The organism is Streptococcus sp. k-378, from assembly GCF_013277505.1.
In the GTDB taxonomy this organism is placed as follows: Bacteria; Bacillota; Bacilli; order Lactobacillales; family Streptococcaceae; genus Streptococcus; species Streptococcus pseudopneumoniae.
The window spans coordinates 1-14,100 of the sequence record NZ_VMNC01000012.1 but is presented as its reverse complement, the minus strand read 5'-3'; the positions used below and the strand labels follow the sequence as shown (position 1 = coordinate 14,100).

The 14,100-nt window shown below is 41.2% G+C and carries 14 protein-coding genes; 3 read left to right on the top strand and 11 right to left on the bottom strand.

What is annotated here, in order from left to right; all coding sequences use genetic code 11:
• Positions 1-191: 191 nt before the first annotated feature.
• The 10 genes from HT719_RS11870 to HT719_RS01675 form a co-directional block, all read right to left on the bottom strand.
• The gene (locus HT719_RS11870) at positions 192-2,939 is read right to left on the bottom strand and encodes a thiol-activated cytolysin C-terminal domain-containing protein (protein ID WP_172928026.1); all 2,748 of its coding nucleotides are present in this window, start codon (positions 2,937-2,939) and stop codon (positions 192-194) included.
• 64 nt (positions 2,940-3,003) lie between these two features.
• Positions 3,004-3,192: a hypothetical protein gene (locus HT719_RS11420; RefSeq protein ID WP_001055454.1), complete on the bottom strand. Its 189-nt coding sequence runs from the start codon at positions 3,190-3,192 to the stop codon at positions 3,004-3,006.
• A 202-nt stretch (positions 3,193-3,394) separates the two neighbouring features.
• Positions 3,395-4,204, bottom strand: a complete 810-nt coding sequence (locus HT719_RS01710) for a purine-nucleoside phosphorylase (RefSeq protein WP_166731252.1) — start codon at positions 4,202-4,204, stop codon at positions 3,395-3,397.
• Positions 4,201-4,761 (bottom strand): DUF1697 domain-containing protein, encoded by a 561-nt coding sequence (locus HT719_RS01705; protein WP_166731251.1) that lies wholly within the window; start codon positions 4,759-4,761, stop codon positions 4,201-4,203. Before HT719_RS01705 ends, HT719_RS01710 begins: the two co-directional genes overlap by 4 nt.
• A gap of 1 nt (position 4,762) precedes the next feature.
• Positions 4,763-5,974 carry a phosphopentomutase gene (locus tag HT719_RS01700; protein WP_166731250.1) on the bottom strand — a complete coding sequence of 404 codons (1,212 nt, stop codon included), beginning with the start codon at positions 5,972-5,974 and terminating at the stop codon, positions 4,763-4,765.
• A 13-nt stretch (positions 5,975-5,987) separates the two neighbouring features.
• Positions 5,988-6,671, bottom strand: coding sequence for a ribose-5-phosphate isomerase RpiA (gene rpiA, locus HT719_RS01695; RefSeq protein ID WP_166731249.1), 684 nt, complete (start codon positions 6,669-6,671; stop codon positions 5,988-5,990).
• 281 nt (positions 6,672-6,952) lie between these two features.
• Complete coding sequence (locus HT719_RS01690) at positions 6,953-7,825, bottom strand: NAD(P)H-hydrate dehydratase (protein ID WP_172928024.1); 873 nt, start codon at positions 7,823-7,825, stop codon at positions 6,953-6,955.
• A gap of 139 nt (positions 7,826-7,964) precedes the next feature.
• Positions 7,965-8,822, bottom strand: coding sequence for a bifunctional methylenetetrahydrofolate dehydrogenase/methenyltetrahydrofolate cyclohydrolase (locus tag HT719_RS01685; RefSeq protein WP_172928022.1), 858 nt, complete (start codon positions 8,820-8,822; stop codon positions 7,965-7,967).
• Between the two features lie 153 nt (positions 8,823-8,975).
• A complete protein-coding gene (locus HT719_RS01680) occupies positions 8,976-9,710 on the bottom strand; it encodes an amino acid ABC transporter ATP-binding protein (protein ID WP_172928020.1) in 735 nt (244 codons plus the stop codon).
• Positions 9,710-10,393: an amino acid ABC transporter permease gene (locus tag HT719_RS01675; RefSeq protein WP_172928018.1), complete on the bottom strand. Its 684-nt coding sequence runs from the start codon at positions 10,391-10,393 to the stop codon at positions 9,710-9,712. The genes HT719_RS01680 and HT719_RS01675 overlap by 1 nt, the downstream gene beginning before the upstream one ends.
• A gap of 190 nt (positions 10,394-10,583) precedes the next feature.
• Here HT719_RS01675 and HT719_RS01670 point away from each other — a divergent pair, with 190 nt between their 5' ends.
• From HT719_RS01670 to HT719_RS01660, 3 genes are all read left to right on the top strand, one after another.
• Positions 10,584-10,814: a DUF1797 family protein gene (locus HT719_RS01670; protein WP_000443574.1), complete on the top strand. Its 231-nt coding sequence runs from the start codon at positions 10,584-10,586 to the stop codon at positions 10,812-10,814.
• Between the two features lie 230 nt (positions 10,815-11,044).
• Positions 11,045-13,303: an ATP-dependent Clp protease ATP-binding subunit gene (locus tag HT719_RS01665; RefSeq protein WP_172928016.1), complete on the top strand. Its 2,259-nt coding sequence runs from the start codon at positions 11,045-11,047 to the stop codon at positions 13,301-13,303.
• Between the two features lie 128 nt (positions 13,304-13,431).
• Positions 13,432-13,884, top strand: coding sequence for an NUDIX hydrolase (locus tag HT719_RS01660; protein ID WP_000013081.1), 453 nt, complete (start codon positions 13,432-13,434; stop codon positions 13,882-13,884).
• Here HT719_RS01660 and HT719_RS11295 read toward each other — a convergent pair.
• Positions 13,881-14,027 (bottom strand): hypothetical protein, encoded by a 147-nt coding sequence (locus HT719_RS11295; RefSeq protein WP_191995753.1) that lies wholly within the window; start codon positions 14,025-14,027, stop codon positions 13,881-13,883. The two genes, HT719_RS01660 and HT719_RS11295, sit on opposite strands and share 4 nt — an antisense overlap.
• Between the last annotated feature and the right edge of the window lie 73 nt (positions 14,028-14,100).

Below are 14,100 nucleotides of genomic sequence, written 5' to 3'. Positions count from 1 at the left end.
AATTCAAACCCGAACTCCCCTTCCTTTCTAAGTTTTTAGAAAAGTTTTTCCGCTCATGTTCAAATTAGAACACCTCACTATACCTTTCTGTTTAATTTTGTTCTTTCACAGAGAGCTACCTGAGTTCTATTCAAGCTCAGGTAGTACTTCTCTTATGAACTAAATCATCTAACTGTCATTGTATCATCAGATTACAAGACATCATCGTCACTCACCTTAGAGTTCAATGTTGTTCCCCAATGGGTAATTTTACGGTGGGGTTGAGCTAAAATTGGTCTATTTTCATAGATTGTTTGCCATCTATTCCATAGTAGACCTGTCTTTTTCTCAATCTTAATTCGCAGATTCCTCATATTTTCTTTGATTGGGAGGTTGAGGACAAAACCTGCAGTCTGGTTGCGACCGTTTCCTTCCCAAGAACGACTACGAACAACTTGGTTTCCATCTTTATCTACTGTAACTTCTTCCCAAGTTATAGAGTAGCGGGCAATGTAAGCTCCACTATGTTGAATTGTCAATGTTTTTTCTTTGGCAGGAGTCTGACTGATTGGTTGAACTGGCTTAGAAACTTGTGTCGCTGTCTCACCATTCGTAGCGATAAAGCGGAAAACTTCTACTTCTGCAAGACTGAGGGCTTGATTGTTCTTACGTAGTTGCACACGAACACGGCGTCCCAATTTCCCATTTAATTGAACATCCAAGCTCGTTCCGTCAAGTTTAGCAACATACTGTCTAGCAACTTCTTTCCCTTTTTCATCATATAAAATCACATCAAAGTCTGACAGACGTTTAGAAAGCTCTCCATCCCCACGGTTATGAAGGCGAACAAGTCCTACCTGTTCTGTACGACCTAAATCAACTTCCCACCAAGGCTGGTTTTCAAATTTTGTATGGGTAATTGATTGCTGGCTATAACTACTATTGGTATTGCCATCCAAGGCACGACTAGCATCTCCACCAAAATCAGTAGAACTTTGCTTAGCTTGTTTTTTCCAAGCGATATTCTCAGCACGATATACTTGGACTTCTGCAAGACTGAGGGCATTATAGCCTTCTAGCTCAATCCGAACATAGCGCGCTTTTTTATGGTTAATCGCAATTTGTGCTGACACATCTTTAAGAGATGTTATTCGTTTTCTCTCAATTTCTTTACCAGAACTGTCTAACAGAATGACATCAAAGTTTGCCAATCTATCCTGGGCAGTGTCTGTTCGGTTGTAAATATTGATTTGGCGAATGGTTTCTTCTTTAGCCAAATCTACTTGCCACCAAGGCTTAGATTGGAAGTTGGTATGAGTGACAGAATTGTGACCATAGTTACCATCAACTTTGCCATCCACAGCTCTTCTAGCATCTCCTTCGAAAGCTGTCGAACTTTGAGTAACCTGTTTCCCTAAGGTAATATTTTCCATTGGTTCCGCGCTTGGTTGACTAGAAGATTGGGGCAGAGCCTGTTTCTTAAAGAATCGCACTTTATCCAATTTTGGATCACGATAACCATGTTTATCCAAGGTAGTTCGTTTACCAATATTAAAGTTAGGAATATCATTCATTCGACTTTCAAAATAGCCACGAGAACGGTGTTTAAAGCGTGAATTACCTGTAAATGTAACAATATCACGATCGTTATGAATCAAGGGAGTCACAACATTATCATTATCAACCACATAATGCTTAATTTTTCCACTAACAGCTAATTTACGGCTTTCCAAACCAACATCCCAGAAATCATTCTCAGCATTCCAAACCGCTCTGGAAGTAATCACTTTAGGCGCACTGAAAGTCGTCACTTTTCGCAATACATGGTTATAAAAATCAGGATATTTTTGGTAAGCTTCAACCGCTGCAATCTGAGCTAGGTAGCCTCCAAGAGAATGGCCTGTCATATACAACTTGGTAATACTTGTATCCTTGGCTAATTCCCCAACAACCTTGCGGATATCATCCGCTTGCGCTGGTTTATTTCCTCCTAACAAAACAAAATCTGCACTTAAATCTTTCGCATCATTCCGTCTTGTTCCACGTATAGCCAACATGTGCACCGTTCCATCTTTGAGATAAGGAAGGTCGCTCTTGGTCTCAAATAAGAAAGCATCCAAGCCACTATCTGTATGATAGGCTTTTTTCATCTTCCAGAAAGAAGCCAATTCATTGTGCATGAGTTTGTATTCTTGACGGTCAAGATAGAGACTAGGGAAAGGATTCTTATGATCTAAAATTTTCTCAATATAATCATCGTCTCGATAGGCTAACTCCATAAAGAGAAGAGAATCACGGTCTGTGACATACCATTCTTTCTTATTGTCATCTTCTCCATCTGCCAAACCATCCCCATCACTGTCTGCTAGCAAGGGATGACTGTTATATCCTAGATAATCCTTACCATCTTTGTTGTACACATAAAGTTCATCTTTGTTTTTGATGCCATCTTGGTCATCATCCCCTTCCAAATCAAGAACTTTTTCACCGTAGAGAGATTCATCAATCAAATCATTTTCTAAATGCAATTCCCCTTTGGAAATCTTCACCAAATCTTCTGCTGTTAGAGAACGAGTATTTGTTGGTTTTTCTGTCACAGCTTCTTCTTTAGTTTCTTCTACAGGAGCAAGAATAGGTAAGTATTGAGCTGGCTCGGTTATCTCTACTTTTGACTCTTCCCTTTTGTTTTCAAGAACTTCACTTGCTTCCGGAAGCGTTTGAGTAGCTAGTCTTGACTCCTCTCTAAGAGGAGTTTCTAGTTTTGGAGTAGCATTTTCCGGCTCTCTCAATTCCTCCTTAGAATCTAGCACTCTTGTTGCCACTTCAGATGTTACATCTTGCTGTAGTTCATTGGCTGAAATTCCAGCTGGAGCTAGAAATGCGAAGCCGACTGCAACAGATACAACTCCGATACTTAATTTTTTTATGCCAAAACGCATCATTCGTTGACCAATTTTCATTATTTCTTATCTTTCTTTTCGTTTATTTATAAGCAGACTCAAACTAAATCTCCTTGTCCCCTATCTAGGACAAGACTGAGAAATTCAGAAAGTAATACTCTTCGAAAATCTCTTCAAACCACGTCAGCGTCGCCTGACCGTAGATATGGTCACTGACTTCGTCAGTCTTATCTACAACCTCAAAACTGTGTTTTGAGCAACCTGCGGCTAACTTCCTAGTTTGCTCTTTGATTTTCATTGAGTATAAATTCATTCTTATCTCTTCTTATCATACTAGTCTGCTTGGCTAGGAAGCTAATGCTAGTATCCTAGAATCTTGTCTTTCACAATGCTAACTATCAGACTCTTTCAGTTACAAGAGTAGGAAGAAACCCATAGTCTACCTATGTTTCTTCTTTGTTCCGAATAGTCAACCATGAAAGGAAAGAGGCATTCCCCCTTTTAAATCTTTTTTCTTACAATTCTGCAAGAATCGCTTTAAGCAAGCCTTTAAAGTCACCTTTGACACGTTCGGTTACTTCCACAACTTCTTCGTGGTTGAGTTCTTCTTGGAAACCGGCCGCAAAGTTAGTGATACATGAGATTCCCAGAACTTTCAAACCTGAGTGGGCTGCCACGATCACTTCAGGAACCGTAGACATACCAACTGCATCTGCTCCCAGTGTCTTATAGGCACGAATTTCTGCTGGTGTTTCATAAGTTGGACCAGTTACACCGATATAGACACCTTCATCAAGCTTGATACCAAGTTTTTTAGCCACTTCATGGGCAGTAGCACGGTATTCTGGTGTGTAGGCCTTAGACATATCTGGGAAACGAGGACCAAAGTCATCCAAGTTTTCACCCATCAATGGATTTTGCCCCGTCATATTGATATGGTCTGAGATAGCCATCAAAGTACCAGGACCATATCCAATACCACCAGCTGCATTGGTTACAATGACACCTTCACATCCAAGAACTTTCATGACACGTACTGGGAAAGTCACCACTTCCAGAGGATTCCCTTCGTAGAAATGGAAGCGACCTTGAAGAGCCAAGACCTTGCGACCTGCCAGTTCACCATATACCAATTTCCCAGCGTGACCAACTACTGTTGAACGGCCCCAGTTTGGAATCTCAGCATAGTCTACTGCAACTGGATTTTCGATTTCTTCTGCTAATTCTCCAAGTCCTGACCCAAGAATTAGACCGAACTCAGGCGTTTGGATTCCTTTATCTTTCAGGAAAGCAGCTGTTTCATTGATTTTATCTAAAAATGTCATTGTGTGTCTCCTTTTTTAGTTTTTAGCATTTGACCGATTTTTTCAAAAGTTTTAGCATTGCGAATGGTAATGTGGCGATAGAAAGGCATCTTGAGCAGATCCTTGTGATAGGCAGTTTTAGAGTAGGTTTCTTCAGAAAATTTCCCCCAGAAAATCCCAAGTTTTCCAAAATGAACGACCTCATCTTTCAGCTCTAAACTCTCAACTGTCGTGATGACTTGCTCCACATCCAAAAGCTCAGTGTAAAAGAGGACATCTTTTCGTGCCAAGTCTTCATTCCACCAAGCTGGTAGATTCTCCACTTCTGCTTCATAGTCTTCTAGACTCAGTAAAGAAAAGCTCTGAATAAATGGATAACGAGTTCCAAAGAAAGCCTCTAACTTTTCAATCAATTGGGCTTTGGAATCTATCGAAATAAAGAAGATATTACCACTGTTGATGTAGCTTTCAACCTTTTCAATTCCCAACTCTGTCAGTTCTTGACGAAGCTCCGCCATGACGACCTTATTCTTGCCACCAACATTGATGCCTCTCACCAGCAGAGCATAGCGCGTCATCTTATACCAATTTATCTAAGAAACTTTCCCCGATCATAGCTGTTTCAACACCAAAGTTATCTGCAACAGTCGCTGAGATATCTGCAAAATGTCCAACTGGAATCAAACCATTTCCTTTAAAGGCAGGGCTATAGGCCAACAATGGAATATATTCCCGAGTGTGATCCGTTCCTGCATACGTTGGGTCATTTCCATGGTCAGCAGTAATCAAGAGAAGGTCGTTCTCTCGCATGGCTGCGATAATTTCAGGTAAGCGTTCATCAAACTCATGCAAGCAATCACGATAGCCGTAAGCATTACGACGGTGGCCGTAAAGGGCATCAAAGTCAACCAAGTTTGTGAATGAGAATCCTTTTTCAAATTCAGCAAGGCTCATGGTCTTCAATAGTGTATCTATTCCATGACTGTTTGACTTGTTGTGACCCATATCATGGTTGATACCAGCACCGTTAAAGATATCATTGATTTTACCCACAGCATAAGTATCGATACCAGCCTCATTCAATTTATCCAAAACAGTTGGGGCAAATGGAGATACAGCCAAGTCACGACGGTTTGCCGTACGAGTGAAATTACCTGGTTCACCTACATAAGGGCGAGCAATGATACGACCTAGAAGGGCAGGGCGCTCAAGTGTAATTGAACGAGCGTATTCACAGATACGGTACAATTCGTCCAAAGGAATAATGTCTTCGTGGGCAGCAATCTGCAAAACAGGGTCAGCTGAAGTATAGATAATCAACTCTCCAGTTTCCATCTGACGTGGTCCAAAATCATCGATAACAGCCGTTCCTGAATAAGGTTTGTTGGCTTCACGAATAACCTTGCGTCCTGAGAATTCTTCGATTTTTGTCAGGATTTCTTCTGGGAATCCGTTCCAGAAAGTATCGAAAGGCTCAGTAATGTTGAGTCCCATGATTTCCCAGTGTCCAGTCATAGTATCCTTACCAAGAGATACTTCCTCTAATTTTGTTGCATATCCAGTTGGATTGCTTTCAGCTGCTACAGTCTTAAGAGGAGTTTCACGAGGAATATTTCCAAGACCTATTTTAGCCATGTTTGGGACATTCAAACCAACTGTTTTTGAAATGTGTCCCAGTGTGTCAGAAGCTCCATCTGGAACCCCTGCATTGACAAAGTTATTAGCATCTGGTGCTGCACCGATTCCTACAGAATCCAGTACCACCAAATGAATACGATTAAATTTAGACATCTTATGCCCCCTTCTATTTTCCTTTTTTTGAAGTTGAAATCTGAACTCCATCTCGTCCAGCAACGATGACCCTATCCACCATTTGGTTGAATAAGCCGTGCTCTACAACACCAACGATATGGTCCAATTCTTGCCCGAAAGCAATTGGATCTTCGATGACATCCAAGGCAAGGTCAATGATAAAGTTCTGCATATCGGTCACAAAACGTTGGCCATCTTTTTCACGGAAACTTGGTTTGTAGCCAGCTCGTTCAAAACGACGAAAGACCTGTTCAGCGCCATACTGAACCACTTCTACTGGCAATTTAAAAGCACCTAGTTTTTCGACCAGCTTGCTTTCATCCACCACCCAAATGTATTCTTTTGATGGTGTTGCGACCACCTTTTCCATGAGAAGGGCACCACCACCGCCTTTGATTCCGTTAAACTGACTATCCACTTCATCCGCGCCATCAACCGTCACATCGACAAAGTCTACTTGGTCAATAGACTTGAGCGGGATATTAAGGCCTTCTGCCTGTTTAGTGGTCACACTAGAAGTTGTTACAGCTGTAATCTGCAATCCTTCTTCCTTGATACGACGACCGATTTCTTCTACAAAATAATAGGCAGTCGAGCCTGTTCCAAGTCCAACGACCATTCCATCGCTCACGAACTCAGCAGCCTTGATACCTGCCATTTTCTTCAGATTTTCCACCGATTTACCTCCATCATTCTCAGTTCTTATTCTACTATGAAATCGCTTTTTATTCAAGTAAAAAGATCAAATTTACATTTTTTATCAATCTTTCTTTGAAAACATGCATTTTATTTTTATAAAACGAATAAAAATGAATTTATCTTTTATGTATTTGCTTTGTTCATCTCTTTCCAGTTCCAAAAACAAGACCTTAACTTTGATACGTCTAGTTTAGCATTAAAGCAGGCGCATTTCAAGAATCATAAATTAAGAGAAGGAAGTGGGTTTATCTATCTATTTTAAACAAGTTTATCTTTGCTTACCCTCTCTTGTTGACAAATAATTTTCATTACTTTAGGAAGACAATTACTAATCTCCGTTGGCAAAACCACATACTGTTCTTGAGCTAGTTCTTGAGCAATAGCTGAATGAAGATGGGTCGCTACTGCCACACGCTCGTAGAGACTAGCTTGTTTAAACTGGCCTGCAAATCCTGAAATCATTCCAGCAAGCGTATCTCCCATTCCTCCAGTCGCCTGATAGGGACCGCCAACCTGTAACTGGTAATAATCAGATTGGCCAGCTTGCCAAATACGAGTAGCTGGACCTTTCTCTACCAAAATTGTTCCTTGAGGGAAGGAAGTTAGGGCACTAGCTGTTGCATCTTCCTTTTGCTTTTCAATAGCAATACCAGACAGCTTTTCCCATTCTTTTTGGTGGGGAGTTAGGATAAGCTGGTTAGATGGAAATGACAAACTTGTTCTAGCAAGAATGGTCAGGGCACCACCATCTACAATCAAAATCTGATTTTGGCTTAAGCTAGCAAAGACTTGTTTTACTAGATTTTCTCCAAAAGCATCGTCTCCTAAACCAGGCCCCAGCAAGACAACTTCTGCCTTCTCCAATTGCTCTTTTAACAACTGCTGTTCTTGAAGAGAAAAGGCCATAGCCTCAGGTAAATGGATGTGCAGAGCTGAAATATTTTCCCTGTCCGTTCCAACGGTCACCAATCCTGCACCGCTTTTTACAGCTGCCAAAGCAGCCATGATGATGGCACCACCATAAGGATAGGTCCCACCCAGCAACAGCAGACGACCGTAGTCTCCTTTATGACTTGTACGAGAACGTTCAATAATGACTTTTTCTAGTAAGGTTTGATCAATCACTTTCATCGTTTTTCCTCTCGCATTTATTATACAACAAAAAGGAGGCGCATACCTCCTTTTATAAACTTATTTCTAAAATTTAATACTCATTTCTGCCATTTCAGATATAGCTATAGAAAATACACTCTCCTCAGCGAATTTTCTCTTATTTTCTATCCAATGTCCGAACTGCCGCCTGATAAGTTTGCTCCATCAGCATGGTAATGGTCATAGGACCGACACCTCCAGGGACTGGCGTGATATGACTAGCAAGTGGTGCAACTGCCTCATAATCCACATCCCCACAAAGCTTCCCATTTTCATCACGATTCATCCCAACATCAATGACTACCGCACCTGGTTTGACAAAGTCAGCAGTTACAAACTTAGCACGACCGATTGCGACCACAAGAATATCCGCTTTTGCAGCAACCTTAGCGAGATTATGGGTGCGTGAGTGAGTCAAGGTAACTGTAGCATTCTTGGCCAAAAGAAGCTGAGCCATGGGTTTTCCAACAATGTTTGAACGACCGATGACAACCGCATTTTTACCTTCCAAGTCAATCCCATATTCATGGAACATTTCCATAATTCCTGCAGGTGTCGAAGGAATCATAACTGGATGACCAGACCAAAGGCGTCCCATATTTAGAGGATGGAAACCATCCACATCCTTTTCTGGGTCAATGGCTAATAGAACCGCCTCTTCATCAATGTGTTTTGGTAATGGCAACTGGACCAAAATCCCATGCCAAGCTGGATCTTGATTGTATTTGGCAATCAGGTCTAGCAAGTCCTCTTGCGTAATGTTCTCTGGAACTCGCACTACTTCGCTACGGAAACCAGCCGCAAGAGCTGACCTCTCCTTGTTGCGAACGTAGACTTGGCTGGCAGGGTTGTCCCCAACCAAAATCACTACCAAACCAGGCACTAGACCTGTTTCTTCCTTTAATTTTGCAGTCTTTTCAGCCAACTGCCCCTGCAATTTGGCCGCTAAAGCTTTCCCATCAATAATCTGTATCATATCACTTCTCTTTTCTTTCAAATATCTTCCATTATACCAAAAACCGCTAGTCCCCTCTAACACTTCTTTCCTAGGCTATCCTATAGTTTCAAACTATAAGAAAAAGCTCTGGTCGAGCTTTTCACTAATCTTGTCTTGAAAGTTTAAAATAGATTATAAAACCTTACTCAAGAAATCTTTAGTCCGTTGTTCTTGGGTTTGTTCAAAAATCTGCTCAGGTGTCCCATCTTCAACAACCACACCGTCTGCCATAAAGATAACACGATCTGCCACCTCACGGGCAAATCCCATCTCATGTGTTACGATAACCATAGTCATCCCTGACTTGGCAAGGTCTTGCATAACAGCCAATACCTCACCTACCATTTCAGGATCCAAGGCTGAAGTTGGTTCGTCAAAGAGCAAAACATCTGGTTCCATAGCCAACCCACGCGCGATGGCAATCCGTTGTTGCTGCCCACCCGACAGACTCTGTGGATAAGCGTCTGCCTTATCTGGCAAACCAACTTTTTCCAAAAGCTCTTGGGCTCTCTTCTCAGCAACTTCCCTGCTTTCACCTTTGGTCTTGATAGGTGACAAGGTGATATTTTCCATCACAGTCATATTAGGAAAGAGATTGAATTGTTGGAAAACCATGCCCATCTTCTCACGCATGGCAAAGAGGTCATTCTTCTTGTCCGTAATATCGACTCCCTCAAAGATAACCTTCCCCTTGGTTGCTTCCTCCAACAAATTCATAGAGCGAAGCAAGGTAGATTTCCCGCTCCCCGAAGGACCGATGATAACGACAACTTCTCCTCTTTTAATCTCGAGGTTGATGCCCTTCAATACTTCATTCTTTCCAAAAGATTTATGTAAATTTTCAATTTTTATCAAGATTTCTGTCATTATTTCTTATCTCCTTGTCCCATATGTTTTTCAAAAGCTTTCAAGGCTACTGTCAGAATAGAGGTCATAATCAAGTAGTAAAATGATGCAAATAAAAGTGGTGTTAAAGGTAGATAGGTTGTTGTAGAAACTGTTGTAGCCCCATTCCACAACTCCATGACCCCAATAGCTGATAAGAGGGAGCTGTCCTTGATAATGGTGATAAATTCGTTCCCCAATGCTGGCAAGATATTTTTGATTGCTTGTGGCAAAATCACATAACGCATCGCATTTTTAGGACGAATCCCTAAAGAATAGGCCGCCTCTAACTGCCCCTTAGGAACCGCATTAATCCCAGCACGAACAGTCTCAGAAACATAAGCACCACTGTTCATAGAAATAATCAAAATCCCTGGAATCAGACGAGAAAGATCAACACCCAAAATCCCAACCTGAATAGTCGGAGCATTGATGTGCATAAGAGCAAAGGTAATCATAATCTGAACCATCATCGGTGTCCCACGGAAAATCCAAACGTACAAGTTGGCCAGCCAAACAAGCGGTTTAAACTTTGAACGTTGCCCAAAAGCCAAGACAACCCCCAAAATGGTTCCCAAAATGACAACACAGATAGAAATAAGAACCGTCACAACAGCCCCATAGTTAAAATAAGGTAAATACTTAGGTAAAAAAGAAAAATTCATAGTCACACTGCTTTCTAAAATAGAATACTGTATGATTATAACGTATATTGAATTAAAATTCAAATCTTTTATCCAATTTATTTAAAAATCTTTAAACTAGCAGAATTAGCGAGAAATCTTAGTTTTTTTCTAGTCAAGTTGGCCTCCTTTATGGTAAAATAGTAACGATAAGAAATGAAGGAGAATCAAAATGGAATCACATTTGGTTAGAATCATCAACCGCCTTGAAGCAATGGCAAACGATGGCGGAAATTTAAAACGTAATTTTGAACGTGAAGGAGTTGTTGTTGCAGAAGTTGCGTACAGCCACGACGAAGAAAACGGCTCAATCTTTACCCTTCGTGACGTAGAAGCTCGCGAAACGTATACGTTTGATAGCATTGACTTAATTGCAATGGAGATTTACGAACTTCTCTACTAATGTAAAACAAGCTGGGATTACACCCTGCATGTCTAACCAAAATCCTTTTTGTCTCACAAATAGGATTTTTTTATAGTCCAAATTCACAAAAATTTTCATTGTAACAACTTCTCAAAGCTGCAATCTTTTTACTTGCTTTACACCCCAATCCTGTTATAATGAAAGTATAGAAATTTGACTATTTTTGACCTTTGAACAGGTCAGGCTAAAGAAAGAAATGAGGTAGATGTATGCTTTGTCAAAACTGTAAAATCAACGACTCAACAATTCATCTTTACACCAATCTCAATGGAAAACAAAAACAAATTGACCTCTGTCAAAACTGCTACAAGATTATCAAAACAGACCCTAACAACAGTCTCTTCAAAGACATGACGGATTTGAACAATCGTGACTTCGATCCCCTTGGTGATTTTTTCAATGACCTAAACAATTTCAGACCTTCTAGCAATACTCCTCCTATTCCCCCAACCCAATCAGGTGGAGGTTACGGTGGAAACGGCGGTTATGGTTCCCAAAATCGTGGTTCTGCTCAAACTCCACCAGCAAGCCAAGAAAAAGGCCTGCTGGAAGAATTTGGTATCAATGTAACTGAGATTGCCCGTCGTGGAGACATTGACCCCGTTATTGGGCGCGACAATGAGATTATCCGTGTCATCGAGATTCTCAATCGTAGAACCAAGAATAATCCTGTTCTTATCGGTGAACCGGGTGTCGGAAAAACTGCCGTTGTCGAAGGTCTAGCTCAGAAAATCGTTGATGGCGATGTTCCACATAAACTCCAAGGTAAACAAGTCATCCGTCTGGATGTGGTTAGCTTGGTGCAAGGAACGGGGATCCGTGGACAATTTGAAGAACGCATGCAAAAACTCATGGAAGAAATTCGCAAACGTGAGGACATCATCCTCTTTATCGATGAAATCCATGAAATTGTCGGTGCTGGTTCTGCGAGTGATGGTAATATGGACGCAGGAAATATCCTCAAGCCAGCCCTTGCTCGTGGGGAACTGCAACTGGTCGGCGCTACTACCCTCAATGAATACCGTATCATTGAAAAGGATGCTGCCCTCGAGCGTCGTATGCAGCCTGTCAAGGTTGATGAACCAACGGTGGAAGAAACAATCACTATCCTCAAAGGGATTCAAAAGAAATACGAAGACTACCACCACGTTCAATATACTGATGCTGCAATTGAAGCAGCTGCAACTCTTTCCAATCGTTACATCCAAGATCGCTTCTTACCTGACAAGGCCATTGACCTCCTAGATGAAGCTGGTTCTAAGATGAATTTGACCTTGAATTTTGTAGACCCTAAAGTCATTGATCAGCGCTTGATTGAGGCTGAAAATCTCAAGTCTCAAGCTACACGAGAAGAAGATTTTGAAAAAGCCGCCTACTTCCGTGACCAGATTGCCAAATATAAGGAAATGCAAAAGAAAAAGGTCACAGACCAGGATACTCCAATCATCAGTGAAAAAACCATTGAGCATATTATTGAGCAGAAAACCAACATCCCTGTTGGTGATTTAAAAGAGAAAGAACAATCTCAACTCATCCATCTAGCCGAAGATCTCAAGTCTCATATTATTGGCCAAGATGATGCAGTCGATAAGATTGCTAAGGCTATTCGCCGTAATCGTGTCGGTCTTGGTACGCCTAACCGTCCAATTGGAAGCTTCCTCTTTGTCGGACCAACTGGGGTCGGTAAGACAGAACTTTCCAAACAATTAGCTATCGAACTCTTTGGTTCTGCTGATAGTATGATTCGCTTTGATATGAGTGAATACATGGAAAAACACAGTGTGGCTAAGTTGGTCGGCGCTCCTCCAGGTTATGTTGGCTATGATGAGGCTGGTCAATTAACTGAAAAAGTTCGCCGCAATCCATATTCTCTCATCCTTCTCGATGAAGTGGAAAAAGCTCACCCAGATGTTATGCACATGTTTCTACAAGTCTTGGACGATGGTCGTTTGACAGATGGGCAAGGACGGACCGTTAGCTTCAAGGATGCCATCATTATCATGACCTCAAATGCAGGTACAGGTAAGTCTGAAGCCAACGTTGGATTTGGGGCTACTAGAGAAGGACGTACCAACTCTGTTCTCGGTGAACTCGGCAACTTCTTTAGCCCAGAGTTTATGAACCGTTTTGATGGCATTATCGAATTTAAGGCTCTCAGCAAGGATAATCTCCTTCAGATTGTCGAGCTCATGCTAGCAGATGTTAACAAGCGCCTCTCTAGCAACAACATTCATTTGGATGTAACTGACAAGGTCAAGGAAAAGCTGGTTGACCTAGGTTATGATCCAAAAATGGGAGCACGCCCACTTCGTCGGACTATTCAAGACTATATTGAGGACGCAATCACTGACTACTACCTTGAAAATCCAAGCGAAAAAGACCTCAAAGCAGTTCTGACTAGCAAGGGAAACATTCAAATTAAGTCTGCCAAAAAAGTTGAAGTAAAAACTTATGAAAAAGAAGTATAAATCCTATAGAAAAGGAGTAGAAAATGAAAATTTTCTGCTCTTTTTACTAAAATAACTATAAGTTCTTGACAGCTCTGCCTTTGTCCATTATGATAATAATAAAGATACTAGATAATGAGGAAAATGCAATGGCAAACCCAACTTTCGGAGAAAAAAAAGCAAATACAGACTATGTTGCACGCTATGGAGTGTATGCAGTTATCCCTGACGCTAAACAAAAACAAATTGTTCTTGTTCAAGCACCTAATGGCGCTTGGTTCCTACCAGGTGGCGAAATTGAAGTAGGTGAAAATCATCAGGAAGCCCTAAAGCGTGAATTGATTGAAGAGCTTGGTTTCACAGCTGAAATTGGTACCTATTATGGACAGGCTGATGAATACTTCTACTCTCGTCATCGTGATACCTACTACTACAATCCTGCCCACCTCTATGAAGCGACTTCTTTCAAAGAAGTGCAAAATCCACTAGAAGACTTTAATCATATTGCCTGGTTCCCTATTGACGAGGCTATCCAAAATCTTAAACGTGGTAGCCATAAATGGGCCATCCAATCTTGGAAAAAACAGCATAAGATTGACTAATACTCTTCGAAAATCTCTTCAAACCACGTCAGCGTCGCCTTACCGTAGATATGGTTACTGACTTCGTCAGTCTTATCTACAACCTCAAAACAGTGTTTTGAGCAACCTACGGCTAGCTTCCTAGTTTGCTTTTTGATTTTCATTGAGTATTATATAAAATCACCCCTCTAGTGTTCATAAACTAGAGGGGGAATTTGTATCATACTATCGTTTAAC

What these genes read in the sequence shown, in the direction of transcription:
- HT719_RS11870 (WP_172928026.1), bottom strand. Translation starts at nt 2,939, where the DNA reads ATGAAAATTGGTCAACGAATGATGCGTTTTGGCATAAAAAAATTAAGT.
- HT719_RS11420 (WP_001055454.1), bottom strand. Translation starts at nt 3,192, where the DNA reads ATGAATTTATACTCAATGAAAATCAAAGAGCAAACTAGGAAGTTAGCC.
- HT719_RS01710 (WP_166731252.1), bottom strand. Translation starts at nt 4,204, where the DNA reads ATGACATTTTTAGATAAAATCAATGAAACAGCTGCTTTCCTGAAAGAT.
- HT719_RS01705 (WP_166731251.1), bottom strand. Translation starts at nt 4,761, where the DNA reads ATGACGCGCTATGCTCTGCTGGTGAGAGGCATCAATGTTGGTGGCAAG.
- HT719_RS01700 (WP_166731250.1), bottom strand. Translation starts at nt 5,974, where the DNA reads ATGTCTAAATTTAATCGTATTCATTTGGTGGTACTGGATTCTGTAGGA.
- HT719_RS01690 (WP_172928024.1), bottom strand. Translation starts at nt 7,825, where the DNA reads ATGAAAGTGATTGATCAAACCTTACTAGAAAAAGTCATTATTGAACGT.
- HT719_RS01685 (WP_172928022.1), bottom strand. Translation starts at nt 8,822, where the DNA reads ATGATACAGATTATTGATGGGAAAGCTTTAGCGGCCAAATTGCAGGGG.
- HT719_RS01680 (WP_172928020.1), bottom strand. Translation starts at nt 9,710, where the DNA reads ATGACAGAAATCTTGATAAAAATTGAAAATTTACATAAATCTTTTGGA.
- HT719_RS01675 (WP_172928018.1), bottom strand. Translation starts at nt 10,393, where the DNA reads ATGAATTTTTCTTTTTTACCTAAGTATTTACCTTATTTTAACTATGGG.
- HT719_RS01670 (WP_000443574.1), top strand. Translation starts at nt 10,584, where the DNA reads ATGGAATCACATTTGGTTAGAATCATCAACCGCCTTGAAGCAATGGCA.
- HT719_RS01665 (WP_172928016.1), top strand. Translation starts at nt 11,045, where the DNA reads ATGCTTTGTCAAAACTGTAAAATCAACGACTCAACAATTCATCTTTAC.
- HT719_RS01660 (WP_000013081.1), top strand. Translation starts at nt 13,432, where the DNA reads ATGGCAAACCCAACTTTCGGAGAAAAAAAAGCAAATACAGACTATGTT.
- HT719_RS11295 (WP_191995753.1), bottom strand. Translation starts at nt 14,027, where the DNA reads ATGAAAATCAAAAAGCAAACTAGGAAGCTAGCCGTAGGTTGCTCAAAA.